29 protein-coding genes and 2 pseudogenes are annotated in these 26,161 nt (G+C 68.4%); 18 read left to right on the forward strand and 13 right to left on the reverse strand.

Annotation, left to right across the window (positions count from 1 at the left end):
* Positions 1-99 precede the first annotated feature (99 nt).
* From BLV94_RS00995 to BLV94_RS01015, 5 genes are all read left to right on the forward strand, one after another.
* Positions 100-1,320, forward strand: a complete 1,221-nt coding sequence (locus tag BLV94_RS00995; RefSeq protein WP_072946212.1) for a lipase family protein — start codon at positions 100-102, stop codon at positions 1,318-1,320.
* Positions 1,321-1,465: 145 nt separating this feature from the next.
* The gene (locus BLV94_RS01000) at positions 1,466-2,125 is read left to right on the forward strand and encodes an SDR family NAD(P)-dependent oxidoreductase (protein ID WP_244163403.1); all 660 of its coding nucleotides are present in this window, start codon (positions 1,466-1,468) and stop codon (positions 2,123-2,125) included.
* 97 nt (positions 2,126-2,222) lie between these two features.
* On the forward strand, positions 2,223-4,580 hold the full coding sequence (locus tag BLV94_RS01005; RefSeq protein WP_072946214.1) for an ATP-binding protein: 2,358 nt from the start codon (positions 2,223-2,225) through the stop codon (positions 4,578-4,580).
* Positions 4,581-4,857: 277 nt separating this feature from the next.
* On the forward strand, positions 4,858-5,247 hold the full coding sequence (locus BLV94_RS01010) for a Zn-ribbon domain-containing OB-fold protein (protein ID WP_072946215.1): 390 nt from the start codon (positions 4,858-4,860) through the stop codon (positions 5,245-5,247).
* Entirely contained in the window at positions 5,244-5,573 is a 330-nt protein-coding gene (locus tag BLV94_RS01015; RefSeq protein ID WP_072946216.1) for a hypothetical protein, read from the forward strand. Before BLV94_RS01010 ends, BLV94_RS01015 begins: the two co-directional genes overlap by 4 nt.
* Positions 5,574-5,583: 10 nt before the next feature.
* On the opposite strand, the pseudogene BLV94_RS01020 reads toward BLV94_RS01015, so the two are convergent.
* The 3 genes and pseudogenes from BLV94_RS01020 to BLV94_RS01030 all read right to left on the reverse strand — a co-directional run bounded on the left by BLV94_RS01020 (position 5,584) and on the right by BLV94_RS01030 (position 9,189).
* Positions 5,584-7,676, reverse strand: a pseudogene (locus BLV94_RS01020) (xanthine dehydrogenase family protein molybdopterin-binding subunit).
* On the reverse strand, positions 7,673-8,665 hold the full coding sequence (locus tag BLV94_RS01025; RefSeq protein WP_072946217.1) for an FAD binding domain-containing protein: 993 nt from the start codon (positions 8,663-8,665) through the stop codon (positions 7,673-7,675). Before BLV94_RS01025 ends, BLV94_RS01020 begins: the two are co-directional and overlap by 4 nt.
* Complete coding sequence (locus tag BLV94_RS01030; RefSeq protein ID WP_072946218.1) at positions 8,662-9,189, reverse strand: 2Fe-2S iron-sulfur cluster-binding protein; 528 nt, start codon at positions 9,187-9,189, stop codon at positions 8,662-8,664. Before BLV94_RS01030 ends, BLV94_RS01025 begins: the two co-directional genes overlap by 4 nt.
* 114 nt (positions 9,190-9,303) lie before the next feature.
* On the opposite strand from BLV94_RS01030, the gene BLV94_RS01035 reads away from it, so the two are divergent.
* From BLV94_RS01035 to BLV94_RS01050, 4 genes are read left to right on the forward strand one after another with little or no spacing between them, the layout of a single operon-like run.
* Positions 9,304-9,969, forward strand: coding sequence for a glycosyltransferase family 2 protein (locus BLV94_RS01035; protein ID WP_072946219.1), 666 nt, complete (start codon positions 9,304-9,306; stop codon positions 9,967-9,969).
* Positions 9,966-10,931: an acyl-CoA dehydrogenase family protein gene (locus BLV94_RS01040; protein WP_072946220.1), complete on the forward strand. Its 966-nt coding sequence runs from the start codon at positions 9,966-9,968 to the stop codon at positions 10,929-10,931. The genes BLV94_RS01035 and BLV94_RS01040 overlap by 4 nt, the downstream gene beginning before the upstream one ends.
* Before the next feature lie 2 nt (positions 10,932-10,933).
* A complete protein-coding gene (locus tag BLV94_RS01045; protein WP_072946221.1) occupies positions 10,934-11,707 on the forward strand; it encodes a PIG-L deacetylase family protein in 774 nt (257 codons plus the stop codon).
* Entirely contained in the window at positions 11,701-12,318 is a 618-nt protein-coding gene (locus BLV94_RS01050) for a class I SAM-dependent DNA methyltransferase (protein WP_072946222.1), read from the forward strand. Before BLV94_RS01045 ends, BLV94_RS01050 begins: the two co-directional genes overlap by 7 nt.
* Before the next feature lie 13 nt (positions 12,319-12,331).
* Here the strand turns inward: BLV94_RS01050 and phoU are convergent, their stop codons facing one another.
* Entirely contained in the window at positions 12,332-12,979 is a 648-nt protein-coding gene (phoU, locus tag BLV94_RS01055; protein WP_072946223.1) for a phosphate signaling complex protein PhoU, read from the reverse strand.
* 39 nt (positions 12,980-13,018) lie between these two features.
* Positions 13,019-13,288: a DUF4235 domain-containing protein gene (locus BLV94_RS01060; RefSeq protein ID WP_072946224.1), complete on the reverse strand. Its 270-nt coding sequence runs from the start codon at positions 13,286-13,288 to the stop codon at positions 13,019-13,021.
* Positions 13,289-13,421: 133 nt separating this feature from the next.
* Here BLV94_RS01060 and BLV94_RS01065 point away from each other — a divergent pair, with 133 nt between their 5' ends.
* From BLV94_RS01065 to BLV94_RS50175, 3 genes and pseudogenes are all read left to right on the forward strand, one after another.
* Positions 13,422-14,744, forward strand: coding sequence for an NAD(P)/FAD-dependent oxidoreductase (locus BLV94_RS01065; protein ID WP_072946293.1), 1,323 nt, complete (start codon positions 13,422-13,424; stop codon positions 14,742-14,744).
* A 90-nt stretch (positions 14,745-14,834) separates the two neighbouring features.
* Positions 14,835-15,278, forward strand: a complete 444-nt coding sequence (locus tag BLV94_RS01070) for an SRPBCC family protein (protein ID WP_072946225.1) — start codon at positions 14,835-14,837, stop codon at positions 15,276-15,278.
* A 6-nt stretch (positions 15,279-15,284) separates the two neighbouring features.
* A pseudogene (locus BLV94_RS50175) lies at positions 15,285-15,939 on the forward strand (phytoene desaturase family protein); the annotation flags it as partial.
* Here BLV94_RS50175 and BLV94_RS01075 read toward each other — a convergent pair.
* Complete coding sequence (locus BLV94_RS01075) at positions 15,936-16,349, reverse strand: PIN domain-containing protein (RefSeq protein ID WP_072946226.1); 414 nt, start codon at positions 16,347-16,349, stop codon at positions 15,936-15,938. The pseudogene BLV94_RS50175 and the gene BLV94_RS01075 overlap by 4 nt on opposite strands.
* 106 nt (positions 16,350-16,455) lie before the next feature.
* On the opposite strand from BLV94_RS01075, the gene BLV94_RS01080 reads away from it, so the two are divergent.
* From BLV94_RS01080 to BLV94_RS49190, 3 genes are all read left to right on the forward strand, one after another.
* The gene (locus BLV94_RS01080; RefSeq protein ID WP_072946294.1) at positions 16,456-17,439 is read left to right on the forward strand and encodes a magnesium transporter CorA family protein; all 984 of its coding nucleotides are present in this window, start codon (positions 16,456-16,458) and stop codon (positions 17,437-17,439) included.
* Between the two features lie 335 nt (positions 17,440-17,774).
* Entirely contained in the window at positions 17,775-17,999 is a 225-nt protein-coding gene (locus BLV94_RS01085; RefSeq protein WP_072946227.1) for a hypothetical protein, read from the forward strand.
* Positions 18,000-18,076: 77 nt separating this feature from the next.
* Complete coding sequence (locus BLV94_RS49190; protein WP_167372091.1) at positions 18,077-18,223, forward strand: hypothetical protein; 147 nt, start codon at positions 18,077-18,079, stop codon at positions 18,221-18,223.
* 212 nt (positions 18,224-18,435) lie between these two features.
* Here the strand turns inward: BLV94_RS49190 and BLV94_RS01095 are convergent, their stop codons facing one another.
* Entirely contained in the window at positions 18,436-18,813 is a 378-nt protein-coding gene (locus BLV94_RS01095; RefSeq protein WP_241031212.1) for an STAS domain-containing protein, read from the reverse strand.
* A 289-nt stretch (positions 18,814-19,102) separates the two neighbouring features.
* The gene (locus BLV94_RS01100; protein ID WP_072946296.1) at positions 19,103-19,828 is read right to left on the reverse strand and encodes a GAF and ANTAR domain-containing protein; all 726 of its coding nucleotides are present in this window, start codon (positions 19,826-19,828) and stop codon (positions 19,103-19,105) included.
* 209 nt (positions 19,829-20,037) lie between these two features.
* Here BLV94_RS01100 and BLV94_RS01105 point away from each other — a divergent pair, with 209 nt between their 5' ends.
* Together BLV94_RS01105 and BLV94_RS01110 are read left to right on the forward strand one after the other, a co-directional pair.
* Complete coding sequence (locus BLV94_RS01105) at positions 20,038-21,360, forward strand: HNH endonuclease (RefSeq protein ID WP_083395409.1); 1,323 nt, start codon at positions 20,038-20,040, stop codon at positions 21,358-21,360.
* 114 nt (positions 21,361-21,474) lie between these two features.
* Positions 21,475-23,193, forward strand: a complete 1,719-nt coding sequence (locus BLV94_RS01110) for a cutinase family protein (protein ID WP_072946228.1) — start codon at positions 21,475-21,477, stop codon at positions 23,191-23,193.
* Between the two features lie 6 nt (positions 23,194-23,199).
* Here BLV94_RS01110 and BLV94_RS01115 read toward each other — a convergent pair whose 3' ends face one another.
* The 5 genes from BLV94_RS01115 to BLV94_RS01130 form a co-directional block, all read right to left on the reverse strand.
* Positions 23,200-23,781, reverse strand: a complete 582-nt coding sequence (locus BLV94_RS01115; protein ID WP_072946229.1) for a DinB family protein — start codon at positions 23,779-23,781, stop codon at positions 23,200-23,202.
* A 36-nt stretch (positions 23,782-23,817) separates the two neighbouring features.
* The gene (locus tag BLV94_RS49195) at positions 23,818-23,961 is read right to left on the reverse strand and encodes a hypothetical protein (protein WP_167372089.1); all 144 of its coding nucleotides are present in this window, start codon (positions 23,959-23,961) and stop codon (positions 23,818-23,820) included.
* A gap of 202 nt (positions 23,962-24,163) precedes the next feature.
* On the reverse strand, positions 24,164-24,427 hold the full coding sequence (locus BLV94_RS01120) for a GlsB/YeaQ/YmgE family stress response membrane protein (RefSeq protein ID WP_072946230.1): 264 nt from the start codon (positions 24,425-24,427) through the stop codon (positions 24,164-24,166).
* A 101-nt stretch (positions 24,428-24,528) separates the two neighbouring features.
* Positions 24,529-24,765, reverse strand: coding sequence for a microaggregate-binding protein 1 (mbp1, locus tag BLV94_RS01125; RefSeq protein ID WP_072946231.1), 237 nt, complete (start codon positions 24,763-24,765; stop codon positions 24,529-24,531).
* A gap of 38 nt (positions 24,766-24,803) precedes the next feature.
* Entirely contained in the window at positions 24,804-25,343 is a 540-nt protein-coding gene (locus tag BLV94_RS01130) for a Dps family protein (RefSeq protein ID WP_072946232.1), read from the reverse strand.
* Between the two features lie 484 nt (positions 25,344-25,827).
* Here BLV94_RS01130 and BLV94_RS01135 point away from each other — a divergent pair, with 484 nt between their 5' ends.
* Entirely contained in the window at positions 25,828-26,073 is a 246-nt protein-coding gene (locus BLV94_RS01135; RefSeq protein ID WP_072946233.1) for a cold shock domain-containing protein, read from the forward strand.
* Positions 26,074-26,161 lie beyond the last annotated feature (88 nt).

Below are 26,161 nucleotides of genomic sequence, written 5' to 3' on the forward strand. Positions count from 1 at the left end.
GGCCCGCCGTCGATTGCAGTGCAGTAACGGGCGGGCCCGAATCGCGATATCTCCTGCGAACTCGGTAACAATCGATCTCTACCCACAACAGGAGGCGACATGAAGCGCTCACGTATCACGAGCCTCACCGCGAGCGCTCTGTGCGCCGCATTCGTCGCCTGTACCGCGGTCGCGAACGCCGGAGTCGCCGCCGCCCTGCCGATCTATCCCGCCTCCGACCCCGACCCCTTCTACGGGCAGCCGCAGGGTCTGGCGGAGGCCGCGGTCGGTGAGCCGCTCGCGGTCCGCCCGATGCCGCCGCTGCTGGCCTTTCCCGACACCGACGTCTGGCAGGTGAAGTACCGCACCACCAACTCGGAGGACCACCCGATCTCGTCGGTGACGACCGTGCTGGTACCCCGCAACCGGCCGGTGAACGGGCCGTTGCTGTCGTATCAGCACATCATCAACGCGCTCGGGCCGCGGTGCGCGCCGTCGCGGACGCTGTACTCGAACGATCCTGACCTCCAGATCAAGGAGGCACCGGCACTGAACCTCGCGCTGCAGCGCGGCTGGACCGTCGCGCTGCCCGACCACCTCGGCCCGAACAGTGCCTACGGCGCTGCCCGGCTCGGCGGAACCATCACGCTCGACGGCATCCGCGCGGTGCAGCGGGTACCGGAACTGGCGGTGGCCGAGAGCCCGGTCGCGCTGGCCGGGTACTCCGGCGGCGGCATGGCCTCGGCGTGGGCCGCGGCACTCGCACCGACCTACGCCCCGGAACTGAACATCGTCGGCGTCGCCGAGGGCGGTGTGCCCATGAACATCGGCAAGATGGCCAACGGTCTCGGCATGCAACCGCATCCGGCGTTCGGTCTCGCGATGGCGGCGGCGCTCGGACTCGAGCGGGAGTACCCGGACAAGCTTCCGATCAGCGAGCAGCTCAACGACCGCGGACTGGCGATGCGCGACGAGATGGTCAACGCCTGCACCAACGGCATTCTCGCGGCCGGCGCCGGCCGCAGCGCCACGGAGGTCGCCAAGACCACGGACCTGATGAGCAGTCCGCAGGCCTGGGAGGTGCTGAACGAGAACAGCGTCGAGCTGTACCCGGGAGTTCCGACCGCACCGATCTTCGAATGGCACAGCCCGACCGATGTGCTCATCCCGGTCGATTCGATCGAGGCGACCATCGCCCGGTACTGCGCCGCGGGCGCCAAGGTGCAGTCGGACCTGTTCCCGAGTCCCGATCACCTGACCACGGCCGTTCTGGGTCTGCCGACCGCCCTGGATTACCTGGACGCCCGCTTCCGCGGCGACCCGGCGCCGTCCAACTGCTGACCCGGTAGGTGCCGATCGGCGGCGGGCCACCCAGGCTCGTCGCCGGATTGTGTTCTGCCCGTGCGCAGTCCGAAATGTTGAGCGTTTGAGCAGATCTACCAGGGGGTATTCCGAAGCCATGCACCCCAGCACACGCACCGCAGTCGTGACGGGATCTGATTCGCCGATGGGCCGCGCCGTCGCCCTGGCACTCGCGGGAGACGGTTTCGACGTGGGCCTCGCCTATGCCGCGGACCGGGAAAGCGCCGAAGCCACGGCCGCCGACGTCGAATCCAGATCGGTGCGCGCGGCCGTGCAGCGCATGGACCTGGCCGACCTGCCCGGCTCCGCTGCCGCCGTCGACGAGTTCGCCCGGGACCTGGGCGGAATCGGCGTCCTCGTCAGCTGCCCCGGCAGCACCGCGGTCGAGTGCATCCAGCGCGCCGTGCGGTACATGATCGCCGGTGGCGGGGGCGGACGGATCGTCAACGTCACCACCTCCGCGTCCGGTCTCGGCGGGCTGACGGGTCTGCTCGCCGCCGAACTGGCGCGGTACTCGATCACCGTCAATTCGGTGGTGGTGCCCGCGGTCGAACCGGACTTCGCGGCGCCCGGCCCCGACGATCGGGAAGTCGCCGACGTGGCGTCGTATCTGTGTGCGCCGGCCGGAATGTTCGTGACCGGTGCCGCGTACGTCGTCGACGGCACGAGGATCGCGATGATCCCGCACAGCCTGACCGAGGCCGGTGCGTTGCGTCCGCCCCGCCGGGCCGGCCGCATCCGGTCCTACACCGGCCGCTGGGCGCCCACCCGCTGGACGCGGTGATCCCGTCCGCGGGTCCATTCGAAACCCGCGGACGCGCAGCCGAAAACGCGGACGCGGAGCCGAAAGCGTCGTTGCCCCCGCACACCGGGAGTACCGTGTGCGCAGGGGGCTGCGAGTCGAGAGTGACGGTGTGATGCCGGCGGCAGTGAAGGGCACAGTGGGAAACCTGCCCCACGAACTGACGAGTTTCGTCGGCCGTCGCCGTGAGGTGACCGAGGCGCGACGCCTGCTGTCCGTGTCCCGTCTGGTGACTCTCGCCGGTATCGGGGGTGTGGGGAAGACCCGGCTCGCGTTGCGGGTGGCCGCCGACGCGAGCCGCGCGTTCGAGGACGGTGTGTGGCTGGTCGAGTTGGGAGAACTCGACGACGACACCACGCTCGTCGACGCCGTGTCGTCGGCGCTGCGACTGCGGGAGCAGCGCACCGGGAACCCGGAAGTACTGCTGACCGAGTACCTCGCCGACCGGCAACTGCTGCTGGTGCTCGACAACTGCGAGCACGTGGTCGCCGCGGCCGCGGCGCTGTCGGAGACGTTGCTACGGAGCTGTCCGGAACTGCGGATCCTCGCGACGACCCGCGAACCCCTGGCGATCGGCGGGGAGGCGGTGCTCCGGGTGCCGCCGCTGACGGTGCCCGAACCCGAACGCACCTCCCTGCAGGGCCTGCCGCAATACGAGGCGGTGACGTTGTTCGTCGAACGGGCGGCCACCGCGGTGCCGGAGTTCGAACTCACCGAGGAGAACCATGTGGCGGTGGCCCGGATCTGCCGCCAGCTGGACGGGTTGCCGTTGGCGATCGAGCTGGCGGCGGTGCGGCTGCGGGTGATGTCGGCGGAGCAGATCCTGCAGCGCCTGACGGACCGCTACCGGTTGCTGACGGTGGGGTCGCGGGGCGCGCCGAGCCGCCAGCAGACCCTGCGCTTGTGCGTCGACTGGAGTCACGAACTGTGCACCGACGAGGAACGCGAACTGTGGGCGCGACTGTCGGTGTTCGCGGGCGGCTTCGAACTGGACGCGGTGGAGGGAATCTGCGCCGGCGACCTGCCCGTCGAGAACGTCCTCGACGTGGTGGCGTCGTTGATCGACAAGTCGATCCTGATCCGGGAGGAGGTCGGGCCTTCGGTGCGGTATCACCTGCTCGAGACGGTGCGCGACTACGGCCGGGAGAAACTGCAGGAGACCGGCGAGCTCGTGTCGCTGCGGAGGCGGCACCGTGACTGGTACGAACAGTTGGTGGTGCGGTGCGAGGCCGAGTGGATCGGACCCCGGCAGGTGATGTGGATCGGCCGGCTCGACGCGGAGAAGCTGAACGTACGGGCCGCCCTGCATTTCTGCCTGACCGAGCCGGGGGAGGCCGAACCGGGACTGCGGATCGCCGCCGCACTGTACCCGTACTGGCGTGCCCGGGGACTGCTCCGCGAGGGGCGCCGCTGGCTCGGGCAGCTGCTGGGGCGGCACCCGGGAGGAGGGAGCCGGGAACGGATCGAGGCGCTGTACGTCGACAGTGTGCTCGCGGGCATGCACGGCGACCGGGAGGCCGCGAAGGCGCTGGTCGACGAGGGGGCCGTTCTCGCCGAGCGGAACGGTGACACACTGCTCGGCGCCCTGGTGGTCCACGCCGCCGGGTGCTGCGCCATGTTCGCCGGCGACCTGCCGCGTGCGCGGGCGTGCTTCGAGGAGGCCCTGCCCGTGTTCCGCGACCGGGGCAGCCTGCTCCAACTGACGTGGGGACTGCTCGGGGTGGCACTGGTCAGCGGCATGCAGGGTGACGGGGCGGTGGCGAAGATGTGCGGATCCGAGATCTTCGCGCTCACCGAGGCCCACGGCGAATCCGTGTATCGCGGCTGGTCGCTGTGGGCTGCGGGAATGGCGGCGTGGCAGCGCGGGCACCTCGCCCTCGCCGACGACTACGTCAAGCAGGGACTGCGGCTGTCGCACCTGGTGGACGACCGGATCAGCGCGTGCGGGGCGCTCGAGGTGCTCGCGTGGGTGGCCGTCGGCTCCGGCCGGGCCCGGAACGCCGCCGAACTGATGGGTGCCGCGGAGGCCGTCGCACAGGCCGTCGGCAACCCGAGCACCGTCTACCCCAACCTGCTCGTCCATCATGCGGAATGTGAACAGCAGGCACGCGCCGTGATCGGGGACCGCGCGTTCGATGCGGCGTTCGACCACGGCATGCACACGTCCTTCGACGACGCGGTCGCACTTGCACTGGACGAGAGGCGACCCGACGCGACGGCGTCGTCGAACGGGACGACGCACCTGACCCGACGCGAATCGCAGGTGGCCGAACTGGTCGCCGACGGGCTGACCAACAAGGCGATCGCGGCGCGGCTGGTGATCTCCCAGCGCACGGCGCAGGGGCACGTCGAGCACATTCTCGCGAAACTGGGTTTCACCTCACGCACCCAGATCGCGGCGTGGATCGTCGAACACGCACAGGACCCGCACCCCTGACCGGGCTCCCGCACGGGGCGAAATAGGTATGTCCCCGGGTCGTTCAGCCGCTGTACTTCCGCGCTGCGGACGGGATGCTCATACACGTCCCCCACTCCGGCTCCAGACCGAGGCCCCCGATGTCCACTGATCCCCGAATGCACCGAAAGCCCGACCCCCAACTTCCACTGCCCCCGCTTCTCCGTTGGGTGCACACCGTCGACCGGTGTCTTGTGTGGACCGGGGGAAAGCTAGTGGCACACGACGCGGTGGGGCAGGAACTCGCGGGGGTGGCGGCGTGACCACGGACGGTATGACCCGCTGGCAGGGAATCGCCCAGAAGTGCGAACTGATGATCCAGCGGTGCCTCAACTGCACGACCCTGCTCGCGCCGTTGATGGCCACGTGCTCCGCCTGTCAGGGTTCGAACCTCGAGCGGGTCCCGTCGTGCGGTGTCGGCTCGATCGTGTCCTCGAAGGTGGTCGACCGAGGGCACAGCGGCGGCGACCGTGGCCGCGCCCCCTGCACGATCGCGATCGTCGAACTCGACGAAGGTCCGTGGGTGTACACCTGGATCGACGGCGACGTCCCTGCACCGTCCGACTGCCCGGTCCGGGTCGAGTTCCGTCCCGCGTCGACGGCCGAACAGCTGCCGGTGTTCGCCGTCCGCTCCGGTGATCCGCGATGACCGCCGTGGCGACCGAGACCGACGGCGAACCGAAAGAAGCGTTCGGCACCGAATGGCTGCGCCTGGCGCTGCGCCGGTGCGAGTTGCTCGCACAGATGCACTCGGTGAGCTCCGATGCGCGCTGGATGATCAGTTTCGCGATCCAGTGGGCGCCGTTCGGCGGTGCGAGCGCGGCCGAACTGCTGGAAACATTCGGCGTCAACCGCCGCCGTTTCATGGAACTCGTGCTCGACGGACTCGCGCCGAAGGCCACCGACATCCAGAAGATCCGAGCGATGAAAGGTCAGCTGCGGACCTCCCTCGCGCAGGCGTGGGGCGTGCAGTAGGCCCGGCCGGTCACCCCGGCAGCAGATCGTCCAGGTGGATCGGCACCTTCCGCACCCGGACCCCGGTGGCGTGATGCACCGCGTTCGCCACCGCGGCCGCGGCCCCGACGATGCCGATCTCACCTGCCCCCTTCGACCCCATCGGGCCGGCGTGCGCGTCGACGTCGTCGAGGCACACCGCGTCCAGATACCTGATGTCGGCGTGAGTGCTGACGTGATAGGAGGCCAGGTCCTGCGTCACGACGTGGCCGAACCGGGGGTCGTTCACGCTGCTCTCGTGCAACGCCATCGACACCCCCATCGTCATGCCGCCGATGAGCTGCGACCGCACGGTCCGGGCGTTCACGACCCGGCCGATCGCGAACACGCCGAGCATGCGTTCGACGCGGATCTCGCAGGAGTCACGGCGGACGTGCGCCTCCGCGAAATGGGCGCCGAACGAATGGAGCGCGAACTTCTCGGCGTCCGGATTGTCGAGGGTCCCCGCGCTGGCCTCCGCCCCCGGAACCGGGGTGCTGCCGTGCTCGTCCCGGAACGCGCGGGCCGCCGCGACGATCGCGCTGCCCCAGGACGTGGTTCCCGTGGAACCCCCGGCGACGGTCGCCGGCGGAAGGTTCGTGTCACCGATCTGCAGGACGACCGAGTCCAGGGGGCACCCCAGCGCGTCGGCGGCAATCTGGGTGAGCGCCGTCCACGCGCCGGTGCCGATGTCGACCGAGCCGATCTGCACGGTGTAGGTGCCGTCGGACTGGTACACGATCCGGGCCACCGATCCCGGCATGGTGTTCGCGGGGTACGTCGCGGACGCGACGCCCAATCCCACCTGCCACTCCGAGTCAGACCGTGACCGCGCCATCGCATCGCGCTCCGCCCACCCGAATCGTCGGGCGCCCTCCCGCAGGCAGTCGGTGAGGCGCCGCCCCGACCACGGGCGGCCCGTACTCGGGTCGGCGTCGGGCTCGTTGCGGATCCGCAGTTCGATCGGGTCGAGTCCGCAGGCCGCGGCCAGTTCGTCCATCGCCACCTCGGCCGCGAACATCCCCGGCGTCTCGCCGGGCGCACGCATCCAGGAGGGAGCGGGGACGTCGAGGGCCGCGAGACGGTGGGTGGTGTGCCGGTTCGGTGTGGAATACATCATCCGCGACGGGACCGCCGACTGTTCGGCGAACTCCTTGATCTTCGCGGACTGTTCGATCGCTTCGTGGGAGAGCGCGGTCAGCCGTCCGTCGGCGTCCGCGCCGAGCCGGATGTGCTGCACCGTCGCGGTGCGGTACGCGGAGAGGGCGAACATCTGCTGCCGGGTCAGCGCGAACTTCACCGGCCTGCCCGCCGCCCGCTGGGCCGCCAGCACCGCCAGCACGTTGTGCGCGTGCGGCAGTCCCTTGGACCCGAACCCGCCGCCGACGTACGGGGCGATCACCCGCACCTGCTCGACTTCGAGTCCGAACAGCGGTGCCAGGGTCTGCCGAACGGAATGGACGCCCTGCGTCGAATCGTGCAGCGTCAGAACCGGTCCGCTGCCACCCGGGGTCCACCGGGCGATGGTGGCGTGCGGTTCCATCGGATTGTTGTGTTCCATCGCGGTCGAGTACACCTGATCGACCGTGACCGCCGAGGCGGCGAGCGCGGCCTCCACGTCGCCGTCGTCGGTGTCGGTCGGGAACCCGGCGTTGACGTCGTCGGGCGCGTACAGATCGTCCCTGCCGGAACGGAAGTCGGTGTCGTGGGATGCCTCGTCGTAGTCGACGCGGACGAGGCCCTCGCCGTGCCGGGCGACTTCCGGTGATTCCGCGACCACCGCGCCCACGAACTGGCCGCGGAAGTGAACCTCAGGGTCCTGCAGGATCGTGAGTTCCCCGTCCGAGGTGTCCGCGAGACGGGGCGCGTCGAACACCGTCAGGACCGCGACCCGTCCAGGGCTTCCGCGTCCGCCGTGTGCATCGCGGTGACCCGGCCGCGGCCGATCGTCGACAGGATCGGGTACAGGTACGCCGGATCTTCCACCGCGTGCTCGAACGCGTACGGCGCCGTCCCGGTCACCTTGTCGGGGGCGTCGAGGCGCTCGGCGGGGGTTCCGATCACCTTCGGCTCGACGAGCGTCATGGGCGCGCCTCCTCGGCGAGTGACCGGAGTACCGACACGAGGACCCGGCGGGTCAGCACGACCTTGAACTCGTTGCCCGGAAGCGGCTGTGCGGCGGCGAGTTCCGACTCGGCCGCCGCCGTGAACGTGTCCCCCGTGGGCGGCGACCCGAGCAGGACCTCCTCGGCGCGTGTGGCACGCCACGGCCGGTGCGCGACACCACCGAGCGCGACTCGCGCCGACGTGATCGACGCGTCGTCGATGGTCAGCTCGGCGGCCACCGACACCACCGCGAACGCGAAGGACGCCCGGTCCCGCACCTTCCGGTACGCGGACCGGTTCCCGGCGGGCGGCTCGGGCAACTCCACGGCGGTCACGAGGTCGCCGTGCCGCAGGACGGTGTCGCGGTCGGGCCGGTCTCCGGGAAGCCGGTAGAACTCGCGCAGCGGAATCCGCCGTTCCCCGCCGGTATCGCGCACCACCACGACCGCGTCGAGGGCCGTCATCGCGACGGCCATGTCGGACGGATGCACGGCGACGCAGTGCTCCGACGCACCGAGAATGGCGTGATAGCGGGCATAACCACCGAGCGCGGAACACCCCGTACCGGGCTCGCGTTTGTTGCACGGCGTCGTGACGTCCTGGAAGTACACGCAGCGGGTCCGCTGAAGCAGGTTTCCCGCGGTCGTCGCGAGGTTGCGCAGCTGTCCCGACGCACCGGACAGGAGCGCGCGCGACAGCATCGGGTACCGGGCCCGCACCACGTCGTGCGCGGCGAGGTCGCTGTTGCGGACGGCCGCCCCGATCCGGAGTCCGCCGTCGGGAAGTGCCTCGACGGCGTCGAGGGGGAGACGGCTCACATCGACGAGGAGATGCGGCGCCGCCACCCCGAGTTTCATGTGGTCGACGAGGTTGGTGCCACCGGCGAGGAACGCCGCACGCGGATCGGCCGTGACGGTGGCGACGGCGCTGTCGACGTCGGTGGCCCGCTCGTAGTCGAAGGGAATCATGCTTCCGCCGCCTGCCGGATCGCCGCGAGGATGTTCGGGTAGGCGCCGCACCGGCAGAGGTTCCCGCTCATCCGTTCCCGGATCTCGTCGTCGGTGAGTTCGGGAGGAGCGGTCAGGCTCTCGGTGACGGCACTCGGCTGCAGGGCGAGAAACTCGTCGAACATCCCGATCGCCGAACAGATCTGACCGGGCGTGCAGTAGCCGCACTGCAGTCCGTCCTGCTCGACGAACGCCTGCTGAACGGAATGAAGCACGTCGCCGTCGGCCAGTCCGTGCGCGGTGACGACGCGTGCACCGTCGTGGGCGACGGCGAACGTCAGGCAGGACGTGGCGCGCCTGCCGTCGAGGAGGACGGTGCACGAACCGCACTGGCCGTGGTCGCAGCCCTTCTTCGGCGCGGTGACCCCGAGGTGGTCGCGGAGCGCGTCGAGCAGGGTGGTGCGGGTGTCCACGTCGAGGGTGCGTTCCTCGCCGTCGACGGTGAGCACGATCTTCCGGTAGCGGGGGCTGTCCGCGGCATTCATGGCGGGAGGTTACCCGCGGTGAGCGATCCCGAATCGGTGTCCGCGGTGGTTCCGCCGGCGAAGGACTGGGTACTTGCTGAACCCGGACACAGTGGATGATCGGGAAGGGACGTCATGCGCGTCGAACACATCACGGTGGTCGTGCCCGCTCACGACGAGGAGGCACTGCTGCCGCGATGCCTCGACGGGGTGCAGACCGCCGCGCGGGAAGTGTCGGTGCCGGTGACGATCGTCGTGGTGCTCGACGGATGCACCGACCGCAGCGAGGCCGTCGCCCGCGCAGCGGACGTCGACGTCGTGGTGCTGGGTGCGCGGAACGTCGGCGCCGCCCGGCGTGCGGGCTTCGACTCGGTCGCCCTGCGCCCGCACGAGTGGTTCGCCACCACGGATGCGGACTCGCTCGTCCCCGCGCACTGGCTGTCCTCCCACCTGCAGCACGCGAGCCGCGGCGCGCAGTTGGTGGCGGGGACGGTGACGGTCACCGACTGGTCGGGGTGGCCCGACCACGTGCGGTCGCTGTACGGCAGCGCCTACCGCTCCGGCACCGCCCACGGGCACGTGCACGGCGCGTCCCTCGGATTCTCGGCGGACCTGTACCGGGCGGTGGACGGGTTCGCCGCCCTGCCCGCGCACGAGGACGTGGACCTGGTGCAGCGGATGGTCGAACGCGGAGCGCACGTGGTGTGGAGCATCGACGCGCCGGTGGAGACGTCCGCACGGGCCGACGCCCGCGCGCCGCAGGGCTTCGCCACCCACCTGGAGGGACTGCAGGACCGATGATCACCGACGTCACCCACGACAGCAGTCCCACCCATGCCGCCGTGCGGGCGATCATCCGTTCGGGCGATGCGGAACTGCCGCTGCCCGGCCACGGGTCCACCGCCGCCCGGTGGGCGCAACTCACGGAATGGTGCCGCCGCGACCTCTCGGTCGGCCGGCTGCTCGAGGCACACGCCGACGCGGACGCGATCCTCGCCGAGATCGACGGCACCCGCGCCGGCCGGAACGAGTGGTGGGGAGTCTGGGCCAGCGAACCACCACGCCCGGTCCTGGACGCCGCCCACGATGCGAGCGGATGGCGACTGCGGGGAGCGAAGGCGTGGTGCTCCGGGGCGTCGATGTGCACGCACGCGCTGGTCACGGCACGTGTCGACGGGCAACCCCGGCTGTTCGCCGTCGATCTGCGGGAACCCGGGGTCACGCCGGGACGCGGGGGCTGGCGCAATCCGGGGATGGCGGCGACGGACACCGAAGCAGTGACGTTCGACGGCGTTCCCGTGCGAGCTGTCGGCGCCGCGGACCGGTACCTCGACCGGGCTGGGTTCTGGCACGGCGGCATCGGGGTGGCGGCGTGCTGGTTCGGTGGCACGCTCGCTGTGGCGGAACCGCTGCGGGCTCGCGCACGAGATGGCCGGGCGGACAGTCACCAGCTCGCGCACCTCGGCGCGATCGACGTCGCCGTCAGCGCGACTCGATGGGCACTCGCGTCCGCGGCCGCGGAGGTGGACTCGGATCCCGTCGATCGGACGTCCGCGCAGGTGCGCGCGTTCCGGGTGCGGGGCCTCGTCGAGCGCACCGCGAGCGAGGTGATCGACCGCGTCGGCCGCGCGCTGGGCGCCGCGCCGCTCGCGGGCGACGCGGACCACGCCCGCAACGTCGCGGATTTGCTCGTCTACATCCGGCAATCCCACGCCGAGCGGGATCTCGCGACACTCGGCGAACTCGTCGCGGGGGAGGACTGACCGTGGACAACGCCACCAGATTCAGGGAGACACCCGTGGCCGGCCGGGGCACCCCGGAGGACGTGTGGCAGCGGTGGCTGGCCTCCGTCCGGTGTCCGCCGATACCGCTCACGGAATGCGACCGCATGGTCGTCGTCGCCCCGCATCCCGACGACGAGGTGCTCGGCGTGGGCGCGCTGATGGCCACCGCGGCCACCGCCGGTGTTTCCGTCCAGGTCGTCGCGGTCACCGACGGCGCGGCGTCGCATCCGCAGTCGCCGACCCTGTCACCCGCCGCGCTGGCGGCCGCGCGGATCGCCGAATCGAACCGGGCGACAGCGCTGTTGGGCGTCGGCGAACCACTCCGTCTCGGATTGCCGGACGGCGGTGTGTGCGCGTACGAACGCGAACTCACCACCCGCCTCGTCGACGTGCTCACCGCGACGTCCCGGGCCGGGGAGAGGGTGTGGGTGCTCGCGACCTGGCGAGGCGACGGTCACCCCGACCACGACGCCACCGGACGGGCCGCCGCGGAGGCGTGTTCGGTCACCGGCCACCGATTGGTGGAGTATCCGGTCTGGATGTGGCACTGGGCGCGACCCGCCGACCCGTCGGTGCCGTGGAACCGGATGCGAGTACTCGCACCCACCGTCGACGTCCTGGCGCGCAAACGCCGGGCCGTCGACGAATTCCGTACCCAGATCCGCCCACTGTCCGAGGACCCCCGGGACGCCACGATCCTCCCGCCGTGGGTGCTGGCGCGACTGATGCGGACGACGGAACGGGTGCTGTGGTGAGCGCGATGGATCCCGGCTACTTCGAGTCGATGTATGCGGAATTGTCGGACCCGTGGGGATTCGACGAACGGTGGTATGAACACCGCAAGTACGCGCTCACGCTCGCCGCCCTGCCCCGTCCGCACTATCGGCGGGCGTTCGAACCGGGATGCTCGATCGGGGTACTGACGGCGCAGTTGGCGAGACGCTGCGACCGGGTCGTCGCAACGGACGTGGTGCCTCGTGCCCTGTCGAGCGCACGGGACCGCATACGCCGCGAGGGACTGGCCGACCGCGTGGAGCTGGGCCGGGCATCGCTCCTCGATCCGTGGCCGGCAGGCACCTTCGACCTCGTGGTGCTCAGCGAGGTGCTGTACTACCTGACGCCCGCAGACCTGGACACCGTGCTCGGGCGGGCCGTCGACGCCCTGGAGGAGGGCGGCACCCTCGTGGCCGTGCACTGGCAGCATCCGGTGCCCGAATACCCGCAGACCGGCCGCGCGGTGCACGATGCGGTCGCGGCGTTCGAGGGCCTCCACCGCGTCGGGTCGTACCGCGACACGGACTTCCACCTGGACGTCTACACCCGCGGTGCGACGCGCTCGGTCGCCGCGGCGGAAGGGCTGAGCTGACCGGTCGGCTCTCTCACTGTTCGGGCAGGCTGCCGGTCTCCAAGAAGATGACGCGCCTGCCGATTTCCACGGTGTGGTCGCAGAACCGCTCGTAGAAGCGGCCGAGCAGGGTGATGTCGACGGCCGACTGGACACCGTGCGGCCAGTCCTCGTTCTGGGTGATCGTGAACAGGCTGCGGTGGAGGTCGTCCATCGCCTCGTCCGCCGTCAGCAATCCGCGGGCGCGCTCGGGGTCGCGGTGCTGCAGCACCTGCTCGGTCTCCCTCGCCTGCGCGACGGCGACGGTGCCCATCTCCGTGAACACGTCCCGCACCTCGTCGGGGACCACGTGGTCGGGATGCCGCCGGCGGGCGATCTTCGCGATGTGCACCGCGAGACCGCCCATCCGGTGCAGATCCGCGGAGATGTGGAGACCGCCGACCATGAATCGGAGATCGTGGGCCACCGGAGCCTGCAGCGCGAGGAGCGCGAACGCACGCTTCTCCCAGTGCGCCGCGGCATCGTCGAGCTCGCCGCTCACGTCGATGACGTGTTCGGCGAGCTCGAGGTCTGCCTGCAGCAGTGCGTCGCTCGCCTCCGACATCGCGGTGACGGACAGCCGGCACATGGCGGCGAGATCGCCGGACAGGCTGTCGAGATTTTCCGCGAAACGAGTACGCATCGGCTCAGCCTAGGGGTGTTCTGGGACAAGTGCCTCGCTCTATCGGGGGTCGGCGTGGGCCAGCTTCCGGTACCCCTGGGCACCCGCCCGATCGACCGCCGCCTTGACCAGGCCGAAGACGGTGCCCTGCACGGCGGCCGCGATCAGCACTTCGCGGGTGCTGCGGGACAGATCCTTGGGGTCGGGAGCCTCGGATTCGCCTGCGACACGCTTCCACACCTGACCGAACACGGCACTCGCCGCTATTCCACCGGCGACACTCGCAGCGAGCGCCAACGGTTTGTACATCGCCTTCGATGCGGCGCTCATGTTCCCGCCCTTCGCATTCGATCCCGTCGATCGATCTCCGCTGGTCGAGTACCCGGATTCGACGCCCTCACACCGCCGCGGTCGTGACCGGGGGATTGTTTCGTTCGGCGCGTGGTTGGGGAATGCGTTCCGTATGACCTACGAATCAGCCGGAGAGCCGACGCGCATCGTCGTCGTGGGCAGCGGCTTCGCCGGATTCGAATGCGCACGCTCTCTGACGCGGCGCCTCCGGGGAACCGACGCCCGCGTCATCATGATCTCGCCCCGCGACTACATGCTCTACACACCGCTCCTGCCCGAGGTGGCGGGCGGAATCCTGGACGCGCGGTTCGTCACCATTCCACTGTCCGAGGCGCTGTCGGACGTCGAGCTCGTGACGGGCAGAGTCGACGCCGTCGACTTCGACGCCCGCACCGTGCACGTCACCGACTGCGAGCAGGGTGTCGAGGAGGTGGCGTGGGACCGGGTGGTGCTCACCCCCGGATCGGTGACCCGGCTGTTCGACATTCCCGGACTCGCCGAGCACGCCAGGGGACTGAAATCGCCGGCCGAGGCACTGTACTTCCGCGACCAGCTGCTCACCCAGATCGAACTCGCCGAGCGGGACACCGACCCCCGGGTCGCCGACGCCCGACGGACGGTCGTCGTGGTCGGTGCGTCCTACGCGGGCACGGAACTCACGGCCCAACTCCGCGCCCTGGCCGACGAAGCAGCGTCCCGTCGCAACCTCGACCCCGCGAAGATCCGGTTCCTGCTGCTCGACGCCGCCGACAAGGTGATGCCCGAGGTGGGGGAGAAGCTGGGTGACAAGGTGCTGGAGGTGCTGCGCTCCCGCGGCATCGAGGTGCGACTCGGCACCACCCTGACGGAACTCGGATCCGAACACGTCACTCTCGACGACGGAACCGTCGTTCCCACCCGCACGGTCGCCTGGGTGACGGGTGTGACCGCCGGCCCCCTCGTCGACACGCTCGGATTGCCCACCGAGAAGGGCAGATTGACGGTGCGCCCCGACCTCTCGGTCGACGGGCATCCCGACGTCTTCGCGGGCGGCGACGCCGCGGCCGTTCCCGATCCGAAGAACAGCGGATCGATCACCCCGCCCACCGCGCAGCACGCCGTCCGGCAGGGGCGGGCCCTCGCCCGCAACGTGGCGGCGAGCCTGGGCGTCGGCGACGCGAAGCCGTACACCCACCGCGACATGGGCCTGGTCGTGGATCTCGGCCCGGGGTTCGCCGTCGCCAACCCCCTCGGCATCCGGCTGTCGGGGTTCCTCGCGAAGGTGGTCACCCGGGCATATCACCTCTACGCCATGCCGAACGCCGCCAATCGCTGGGCGGTCGCGTTCGCCTACCTCACCGATCTGATCTTCCCGCGTCCACTCGTGTCGATCGGGCTGGTCACCGATTCGGAATCACGGTTCGCGGCCGGCGTGGAAATCGGAGCGCAGACCTGAACTGTCGGGAGGCGAGCGCGACGCGGCTCACGTTTTCGATGCGGTCGGGGAGGGTAAGCGCGGAGAGTCGTCAGGTACCGATTCGAGGGAGTGGTCGTCATCGAGGCACATCGCGACACGTCGGCGTCGGCTTCGGATGTGTGGTCCGTCCTCGCCAACGGGTGGCTGTACCCGTCGTGGGTGGTCGGCGCGTCCCGGATGCGTGCCGTCTCCGCGGACTGGCCCGCGGTGGGAAGCCGCCTGCACCATTCCGTCGGTGCCTGGCCCGCACTGATCGACGACTCCACCGAGGTGCTCCTCGCCGAAGAGAACCGTGAACTCCGACTGCTGGCGCAGGTGACCCCCACGAAAGCGATCGTGCGGCTGCGGCTGGAGCCGCGTGGATCCGGTTGCCACCTCCAGATGTCGGAGGTGGCGGCCTCCGTCCCGTTGTCCTGGGTTCCGCGGATGGCGCAGGACCTGGCGGTGCTCCCACGCAATCTCGAATGCCTGCGCCGACTTTCGTTCCTCGCCGAGCGAAATACGAACCCCTGACGTCATGTCGGTGGTGCCGGCACACTCTCCGCCGCGATGACGGAGCGGGCGAGACGGCGCTCGAGTCTGCTGCGGCGAAGAGGTGACCTCGAGAAGTTCGAATGGGACACCCCCGTCGTGAAGGTGAACTACGCACTCGACCGCAAGATTCCGTGGCCGTCCCGGAACCTCGAATCCGCCGGAACAGTCCATCTGGGCGCCGGCGACGACGGGGGTCGTCCCGGAACGCCCGTTCCTGCTGTTCGGTCAGATGACGACGTCGGACCCCAGCCGTTCCCCGGAAGGAATCGAAAGTGCCTGGGCCTATACGCATCTGCCGCGGGGGATTGCCGACGACGAATCGGCGGAGCTGCCGGCGCACCGAGCGGACGCGATGCTCGAATCGCACGCGCCGGGATTCGCGGAGCGCGTGGTCGGGCGCAACGTGCAGCGTCCCCGCGACCTCGAGGCGAGCAACGCGAACCTGCACGGTGGGGCCGTCAACGGCGGCACCGCCCAGTTGTATCAGCAGCTCGTCTTCCGTCCGACCCCTGGTTCGTCCGGGCCCTACACGTCGATCGACCGGCTGTACCTGGCCAGTTCCACCGCCCACCCGGGCGGCGGTGTCCACGGGATGTGTGGACACAACGCAGCCCACGCCGCCCTGGCCGACGACGGTCAGGAACTCTCTCCGTCGATGCGGGCAAAGAGCCACCGCGGGCCGACCGTGACGGCCCCGAGTGCCTCGACTCGGGCCCGGAGCCCACGGTCGGCGGTAACGACGGTCATCGCCCGGTCGCCGTCTTTCTCGGCGGCCACAACGTCGACGATCGCGTCATCGCCCGAACCGTCCGCCGACACCACCCGCAGACCGTCGAATTCCCGATCCTGCTCCCCGGCAACCGCGGCCTTCGCCGCACCCTCGATCACGACCACCACCTCGGCCGGTGGGTCCAGATGCTGGTCCAGGGCGCCCAGTTGGACGAGCAATCGCCGGGCCGCACCGGCACGATTACGCCACCAGCCGTCGGGCCGCGAGCCGACGACGTTCGCCGCATCCACCACGATCAGTGCAGTCCTGTCGTCAGTCATTTCCACAGTTTCCCCTCTCCGGAGACCGGATTCACCGGGTCTCCCGAACCGGGCAGCTGTGGGTGCTAAGACAGTGGTGACGGTGCGTCAGGGCGAGGAGGCCGAAATGGACGTCCGCTTCATCTTCGAGGACGGTGTGCGTTCGTGTGCGGCGACCGAGTTGAAACAGTTGCTCGACCGGCCCGACGGATTGGTCTGGGTGGACATCCCGACCTGGGACGAACAGGCACACGACGCGTTGACCACAGTTTTCGGTTTTCATCCTCTCGCCGTGCGCGATTCGGAGCACCGCAATCAGGTTCCGAAGGTGCACAGGTATGTGGACCACTTCTTCGTGGTTCTGCACGCGCCGCAGTCGGGCGCACACGGGCACGTGCACTACGTCGAACTGGACCAGTTCATCGGTACCCGCTACCTGGTGACAGTGCACGGCCCCGTGAATCCGGCGATCGATCCCTCGACGGCGATGGTCGAGGTGAATGTGGTGCTGGGCCGACTGGAGTCGGGCAAGTTGCGGCCCGGCACGGCATTCGAGTTGTCGTTCGCCCTCCTCGCCGCATTGACGGCACGGATGCGGGCTTACACCGCAGAACTGACCAAGGACGTGTGGAAGCTCGAGCAGCAGGTCACCGGCGGGCACCTCGGTGATCCGGAGACGTTTCTCGACGAGATGTTCCGGGTCCGGCACGGTCTGCTGACGGTCGGCACCATGGCCGCGTTGAGCGGGGAGGTGTACGGCAGGATGGTCACCATCGAGGCGTTCGGCGCCGGCAAGGGGCAGGACCTCCTGCTCGATGCGGTCGATCAGTTCCAGCACCTGACCGTGATGGCCAGGGGACAGAAGGATTACCTCCAGGGCACGATCGAGTTCTACCAGGCCCGCACCAACACCAAGATGACCGTCGCCGCGGAACGCCTCGCCGTCATCGCGGCTGTCACGCTGCCAATTACCGCCCTGTCCTCGATCATCGGCATGAACGTGATCGTGAACGAACGGACGCAATGGCCCTCCGTCGCCGTGATCGTGCTCGTCATGCTCGCCATGTCCGGGGCACTGCTCGTCTGGGCGAAGCGCAAAGGCTGGTTCTGACGCGAACGTGTGACCGCCTTTCTGCGAGGTAGTGGCATTTCGGGGCGTCACCACAAACCCCAACTTCCGGATCCGATCAACCACGTTCACATCCAGCAACGACACACAGGGCGGGGGCGCACAGGTCGGGTGGCCGTCCGTCGATACCACTGCCGAGTCCACAGCGCGTCGCGTGGATCGCTGGTGTGGCTGGAGTGACGCCGGCGGCGACGGGGGAGCGCAATCGAGGCGATTGGGATGGCAGCCACTGGCGCGAGAGGCCGGTTGTGATGTACAACGTACTCGTAAGTTTGTGACTCAGGTCACTCGATCGCTATTACGGGGTACGCCAGCACATGACCCGCACCACGGTGCAACAGCACGATCTGCACACGATGTCGCCGCCCTCCGCCGAGGAGCCGTCGACCCGGCACACACTGCGCCCGACCGCATACATCGCTTCCGTCTCGGCCGCGACAGCGACCGCGCCCGCCATCGTCGTGACGGGCTCCGTTCTCGTCGCGGTGGCCACTTCCCTGTCAGTGCTCGCTGCCGTAGCACTCGCCGCGCTCTTGATCTGACCGTTGTCCGCATCGCGGACGCACCCCTTCGACCACCCCGCGGCTCTCGCCGCCGCGGAAGACAGAAAGCACTGGCAATGAACACCTTCACGCCCACCTCGGCTCGCAATCGTGGCTTCGCCCCTTCTCGAGGCTCGATGAGCACGGCGGAGATCAAGAACCGCATCGAAGCGATGTTCCGCGAGGACGACGAGCACGAGTCGATTGCAGTTCGGGCGGAGTAGGGCCGACGCCGGTTCTCGCGAACTTTCGCCACGCACTTCGTCGCGAAGTTGTGGAGTCGAGGGAGACCCGCATGCGGGCGGCTGCCAGTTCCGCGACCCGGCCCTGCGGGGCGAGGTCGGACAGTGCGCCGGAATCGTCCGGTAGAGCCCCAGATCGCGTGGAAAAGGAGCGTCGTTTCAGGGTGATGTGCGACGGCATCGCCCGGCTCCGATCACCTGTGCGCGGCCTTCTCCACTCTGTCGAACGCGTCGTGAACCGTGCTGCACGTGGGAATGGTCGCGCTCAGCCCGATGGCCTCGATGGGGCGCAAGACCGCCCGATTCCCCGCTAAGGCCCACGTAATATGCTGCCGCCGAGCAGATTCCGCGAACTCGGACAGAATTGACAGTCCCGACGTCCCGACGAAGTCGACCGCGGTCATGTCGACGACGACCCGTGAGAATGAGCCTCCGTCGGTCAGATGTGCGAGAGCAAGCGCGAAGGACGGTGCGGCGAGCACATCGATGTCGCCCGAGATTCGTCCCACGGTGGCGTCTGCGTACGGTGCGAATTCGACGGTCATGCGCAGCCCGCGTTCGTGGGTGGGCATATCCAGTGAGCAATGGATGGGCGGAGACGCAGACGGGGGAGTGGCGTGGAATGACGTGCGTGATGTCTTCATGACCCTCCGATCGCGTGCACCCTGTCGGTCCCAGTGCGCTATCGGCGGAAGGAGCGCACTGGCAGGAGGATCACAGCGGCTTGGTAGTGCGCGCAAATCCGTCTACCGCGCACTGCTGCGGCCTCCAAACAATCTGCGGCTGTGTTCTCAACCACGCGCGATCAACACTACGGCTCTGCCCAGGTCGGCATCAACCGATTGTCGACACATTCCGACCTCAGTCGAACTTCGAATTGTGATGCGCGATGACTTCCCGCGCGACGCCGGTGAGCTTGATGTTCATGTCCTGCGACGTCTTGCGCAACAGATCGAAAGCCCGGTCCTCCGAAATGTCGTGGAAGGCCATCAACAGCCCGATGGCTTTCCCGATCTCGCGGTTGCTGGCAAGGCCGTCGCGAAGCGTCTGCGCTTCCTGGTGTTCATGGAGCGCTGTCAACGTCACCGCCGCGAACGCCGTGATCAGAATCGCCTGGTCGATCGATTCGTCGGTGAGTTCTCCGGGGTTGTCCGCAAACAGGTTGAGTGCGCCGACCTTCCGTCCACGGATCATGAGCCGGAACCCTGCGGCGCCTCGGACGGGCGTCTCGGCAATAGTCCGCCGGGCGAGCCGCGGCCATTGCTTCGAACTCGCGAGTTCGGTTTCTACCTGCGGTGCGTCATTCTCGATCGCGTCGAGGCAGGGTCCTTCCTGCTCGGCTCGCTCGAGTGAGTCGACGTGTGCTGCGACCTCGTCGCTCGCCGCCACGGTGATATGACGATCATCCTGCTTCAGCATGAGGCTGGCATGCGCACACCCGGGGACCAGAGTCGCCGCGGCATCGCAGATGGCCCGGTAGACGTGATCGAAGTCGTCGCCGTTGTACACCATCTCTGCCAACTTCGCGAAGACGACGCTGGGACTGTCGCCTCCCATACGTGCCGTCCCCGAAGGATCATTCGGCATGACTCGCCTCCCGAGGTGCAACAACGCGGCGTGAACCGGGCGCCGCAGTTCGAGCGACGTCCGCACAATTCTGCCAGAACGGCGACACCCGCCGGTGGATCGAGCCGACGGTCGCCGACCTGGGACCGACCCGGTTCGACTATTGCCGGCGCTGCGGCCGATGGGTTACTATCGAACGTATATTCGAATAACCTCGGGGGAGGCTGGTCGTGGGGGACGTGGTGGCACCGGATCTGGAGGAGTTGCGGGCATTCACGGCACGGTTACGGTGCGTCGGGCCGTGTGGTGAGGCGGGGTTGGGGATCGAGTGGCTCGACGCGGTGGAGGCGCTGAAGTCGGTGGGGTGCGCGGTGCAGGCGGTGGTCGCCGATGATGTCGCCACGTGCATGCGGGAGGACCGCAAGGCCCGGCGGTTGCCGCGGACGGAGTGGGACCGCGGTATCGCCTCACAGATTGCGTTGGCGCGCAGGGAATCCCCGAACCGCGGCGGCCGGCATCTGGGGTTCGCTCGGGCGGTGGTGCACGAGATGCCGCACACGTTGGCGTTGTTGCGGTCGGGCCGGTTGAACGAGTGGCGTGCCACCCTCCTGGTGGGGGAAACAGCCGGTCTGTCGGCGGCGGACCGGAAGATCGTCGACCACCGGTTGTGTTCGGACCCGAACATTCTCGACGGGGTCGGGGACCGCGGCCTGGTCGCGAAGGCGAGGACGCTCGCGGTGGAACTCGACGCGGCCGCGGTCGTGGCCCGGTACCGCAAGGCGGTCTCGGAGCGGCGGGTCACGACGCGGCCGGCGCCGGATTCGATGGCGTATCTGAGTGTGCTGATGCCGATGGAACAGGCCGTGTGCCTACATGCCACATTGGGGCGCGACGCGGACAGTCTCATCGCGACCGGGGACAGCGGTGGCCGCACTCGGAATCAGGTGATGGCGGATCTGTTGTTCGACCGCGGCACCGGGGCATCGGTGGCATCGGGGGTGCCGGTGGCGGTGAACTTGGTGATATCCGACGAGGCCCTATTGGCGAGTGAGAGTGAGGCGGCGGATCTGGCGGGGTTCGGGCCGGTGCCGGCGGGGATCGCCCGGCAACTGGTCGCCGACGCCCTTAATAGTGATACCGCGGTGACCTTACGAAACGTGTACTCGTGTCCGTTGTCGGGGTCGTTGACGGCGATGGAAGCGCAGTCGCGTTCGTTTCCGAAGGGTCTTGCGAAGTTGATCGATCTCCGGGACCGGACGTGCCGCACCCCGTGGTGTGATGCGCCGATCCGCCATCACGATCACATTCTCTCGCGCCGCAAGAAGGGGGCCACCACGGCACATAATGGGGCGGGTTTGTGCGCGGCGTGCAATTACGCGAAGGAGGGCGACGGCTGGACCGCGCGCCCCGTCAGGAGGCATGGCCGAACGCATCTCTTCGACCTCGGCACTCCGACGGGGCACCATTACCGGTCCGCGGCCCCACGCCTCCCGTCCGCGGCGCGACGGTCGGAGATCGAGGCGATCCTCATCGCGCATCTGCGAGCGTCATGAAGCGACTCTGCCGGCGCACCGTGTAACACCGCTGCGGCGTTGCGCGACTTGTCTGTTAACGCGTTGACACCTATTCGGGTGTTCGGCACGCGCCACGAACGGATGGGGTAGACCATGAAACGTCGCGTTTCAGCACGCAAGGTCGCGCATCGACGGAGGATCGCAGGCAGTCTGGTCGCCCCTGGTGCACTGGGACTGGCGGCACTGCTCGCGACACCATGGTCGAACCCAGGGTCACCCGCCACGACGGCGACAGCCTTGACCGCAGCGGCCTCGAATGCGTGCTACGACATGGTCAGCATCGCCGTGGCCGGCCGTGGCGACAGTCCGAGGCCGGGGACCCACCAGATGCTCGTGGCACCGGACGGCACTCCGCTTCCCGCGTCCTACTCCAGCAACTACACCAGTCCCTGGATCGATGAGGTGGTGAACGCGCCGCAGCAATCCGTCGGCGGAGGCTCCTACGCCGCGGTGTACATCGAGTACCCGGCGAACATGAACTCCTACGAGGACGCCGTGAACGCCGGCGTCGACAACACCGAAACCGTCATGCGTTCCATTCACGCGTCGTGCCCCGACACGAAGTTCTCGATCGTCGGCTACAGCGAAGGCGCCGACGTCGCGAGACGCGTTGCGATGGAAGTCGGGAACCAGGACGGCCAGGACGGCTCGTACGAAATTCTCGATCCCACTTCCGTTGTCGGCGTCGTCATCCTGGCGGATGCCGGCCGCAATCTCGGCGAAGGAGCATTTCCGGGCGCCGAGAACGAATTCCGTAATCCCGACGGCTTCGATCTCGCCTACCAGTCAGGTCAGACCGGCACACCCGGGCGAGGTGCTCTGCCCGGGACGTCCGGCAGTTTCGGGGCGTTGGACGGCAAGGTGGCATCGTTCTGCTCGGAAGGCGATCTGACCTGCTCCGCTCCCGAGAACATTGCGCTGCTGCAACTCGCGATCAACGTGGGACGCCAGTTGAATGTCGACGCGTTGCAGAAGGAGGGGCTGACCCCGGCGACGGGACAGGATCTCGCGGTGGTGATCGGGCAGATCGCTCTCGCCGCGTTCGCGGACATCCAGTCGCAGGACAATTGGATGCAGTCCGACGAGACGTTCCTCGACGTGTTGGTCAAGGTGTCGGATCCGGCCTACAAGCCCGCCGATCCCGTTGCGGCGCAGTCCGACACGCCGGCCGGTCCGATCTCGTCCAACCAGGCGGTCGACCTCGTCTACCTGCCCGCGAAGGTGCGGAACGAAATCATCGGGTTCATCGCGGACAACCAGAACACGATCCAGGTGGCGATGAGTGATCCGTACCAGCAGACGCTGGGGGAGGGGACCGGCCACCACTTCGACTACTGGCGTGACGCGAACGCCGGAAACGGGAAACCGCTGACGTCTGCCCAGTACGCAGCGGCCTGGCTGACGCACCTTGCGCAGGAAGCGGAGAAGGGCGAGGCGCGCACGGCTGCGCCGCAGCAGTCGACAGCGAAACTCGCGGCCGCCTCGACGAAGGACGCAGAAGCGGTGCAGGTTGCACCCACCACAACGTCCGCCGCGAAGAAGTCCGCGCCGGCCGGCAACACGGTGAGTGCAACCACGACGACCACCAGCTCACCGGCACCTACGACGGTCGCCTCCACGGCATCGCCGGAACCCACGACCGCCGTGGAGGTGGCCGCAGTAACCACGACGTCGCCGTCTGTGCCGCAGGCCGTCTCGGAATCGTCCGCAGTGGCGACCACGGCGGAACCCACGACGACCACCGCAGCGGAGTCGGTGACCACCACCACGCCGGTCGTCACCACGACGACTGCGCAACCGGCGGCGGGGTGAAAGCCGTCAATCTCGGCCGGCTTCCCGTGCCGCCCGTTCGACGCGGGACCTGTAGTTCTCCCACCATGTGCGCTCTGCTGTAGGCAGGTTGTCGTTGTCCGCCCTCAGCCCGGCGGTTCCGTCGACGAGTTCGCGGACGATGTCGGCGTGGCCCGCGTGCCGGTGAGTTTCGGCGATCCCGTGCACGAGAATCCAATGCAGTGTGACGTCGCGGCGGTCTTCGGGCCAGTGCGGTATCCGTCCGGGCGCGTCGAGCGGCAGCGTCCGGACGGTGGCGTCCGTGTACTCCCACGCCCGGCGGTACAGGCCGACGACATAGTCGCGTGACTCGTCAGCCATCGCCCACATGTCCACATTGTCTTCGGTGTCGTCGGTCACCCACGGTGGGAAGTCTGCGGATCGGCCGAAGGGCTCCCCGAAGTAGCCGATCTCGACGCCGGTCAGGTGTTTGACCAGCCCCAGCAGGTTCGTGCCGGTTGCGGTCAACGGTCGGCGGATGTCGTACTCGGACAATCCGTCCAGCTTCCACAGCAGCGCGTCGCGCGCGGCCTGGAGGTAGTCGTGGAGGTCTGCCTTCGGATCGGTCAATGCCCCTCCTGATCGGTCAGCGGCAGTGCCAGATGGTCAGTCGTTCTCGGCGTCGGCGGAGTCCTCCGTCAACTCGGGCGCGTTCTCTCTCGTGGCCATGCCGCCGTCCTTGCCGCGATCGGCTGGGCCCGGGCGCCCGCCTTTCGGCTCGTCCTTCTCGTCGTGCGTGCTCTCGGACACGATCACCCTCTCCTTCCGCTGACCCCGCTTCGCCTACCCGAAAGCGGTGAGACCAAAACGCGAGGCTCACCGATGCCGCGACTGCAGGACTGCGGCGAAACCCCAGAGTCCGCAGAACATCACCAGCGCGGCAGCGGCGGCGACGAAGAGACCGGGCCTGCCCATCGTGTGATGGGCAGGCCCGGTTCCGGAATGCGAGCGTCTAACGTCGCCCGGTCACGAGTTTGACCAGGAACAGGAGTATCACCGCGCCGAGGAGGCAGGTGAAGAAGCTGAACCAGAGACCGCCGCCTTCGACGTCTCTGCCGAAGAGGCTGAGGATGAAGCCGCCGAGGAGTCCGCCGACGACTCCGACGACGATGTTGAGGATGATCCCCATCTGGGCGTCGGTCTTCATGATCTTGCTGCCGATCCACCCGGCGAGACCGCCGATGATGATCCAGCCCAGAATTCCCAGTCCTAGCACGTATCAGTCCTTTCGGGGGTGAGTGTCATCCGGCGGTCGCCGGTGCCACTCGGAGAGGAGACGCCCGTTGCGGGCCGGTAGGGTTCCGGCCCGCAAACGTGTCACTGTTCGGCGCGCTGGCGTGCTTCCTGCGCCTCGGCCTTGCAGCGTGCCTTCTCTGCTTCGGCTTCCTTCGCGGCTGCCTCGCGCTGAGCGGCGGCTTTGTCCTGCTGCGCCTTGCCCTCGCGGGTGAGGTCGTCCTGGCCGGACACCGCTCCCGCGGCTTCCTTCGCTTTGCCCTTGACGTCTTCGACGACGCCCTTGACGGCCTCTGCCGGTCCGCTGTTGTTCTCAGCCATGTTCGTCACCTTTCGGTAGTGGGATGGTCGGTCCGTACTCACCGCGCTTGCGAGGCGGCCTGCTTCTCGGAGTGCGCACCGTTGGTGGAGAGGCTGCCGCCGGAGTTCTCGAGGTGGGCGCGCACGAACCACTGGAACTTCTCGAGTTCGCCGGTCTGGCCGATGAGGAGGTCCTCGGTGATCGGGTCGAGTTCGCCCGTTTCGGCGATCGCCTTGCGGTTGTCTTCGACGACGCCGCTGTACACGAGGTCGAGGGCACCGAGGTGCGCCTGCGCCGTGTCGCGGTGCACCGAGTAGTCGTCCCACGTGCGGTCGCGGGTGATGGCGGCCGGTGTGCCGTCGGGCGACTTCCCCAGGGCGGCGATGCGCTCGGCGACCGCGTCTGCGTAGCCGCGCACCAATTCCACCTGCGGGTCGATCATCTCGTGCACGCCGATGAAGTTCGGACCCACCACATTCCAGTGAATGTGCTTGAGCGTCAGATGAAGATCGTTGTACGCGCTGAGCCGCTTCTGCAGGATGTCGGCGACTTGCGCTCCCTGATCGTCGGAAAGACCTGGCACGGTGAACTTCGACATTCTCGGTCCTCTCTTTCGCTTACTGACTGCCTGCGGAACCCCGGGGGTGGATGCCCCGTTTCGGTCGCCTGCGAGTCGGGGAGGCGCGTGGTGAACTCACCGCCTACCCGTGACGGAAGGTCTCGAATCACGGGCCCTGACCTCGCCGGCGACTTCTGTTCGTGTCGCCACGCGTTCTCGACTCGATCGCTGAAGTTCCGACGCTTCGACCGTACTACAAAATCTATGTCTGGCAAATCAGATCTTCTGTGGTGTCGGGCGTGGATGCGTTGCGTCCGCCAGATCACGATTGTGCAAACGCTCGGCCCGAACCGCCCCGTACTCGAAAGAGACCCACTATTTTCGGGTTGATTCGGCCAGGGGGTCGAAAGTGTGCATGCCGAGGAGGAGCAATGCTCAACGTGGCTCTGCTTGTGGTTCTGCTCATTGCGAGCCTGGGGGGCGGCGCCGCGCTCCGCGGCCTGGCCGATCGGAGGGCGGCACGATGAGCGCCGGCGACACACTGCCTGCCCGCCCGTCGACGGACCTGCAGACCGGCACGGTGCGATGGTTCAACGCCGAACAGGGTTTCGGGTTCCTCGCCCCGGCCGACGGATCCGACGACGTCTTCGTCCACGTCTCCGAAATCGCTGGAGACGGTCACCGCATCCTCGTGGACGGGCAGCGCGTCAGCTTCACCGTCTGCCGCACCGACACCGGCAACCAGGCACGCGACGTCCGGATCGCCTGAGACCCACCGAATCGGGTTCGTCGAACCACACGTCAGGACACATTCGGGACACGTTCGCACTTTCGTTCGCCGGCGGGTTGAGGGCCGC

The sequence above is a fragment of the Rhodococcus koreensis genome, from assembly GCF_900105905.1.
GTDB lineage: Bacteria > Actinomycetota > Actinomycetes > Mycobacteriales > Mycobacteriaceae > Rhodococcus_F > Rhodococcus_F koreensis.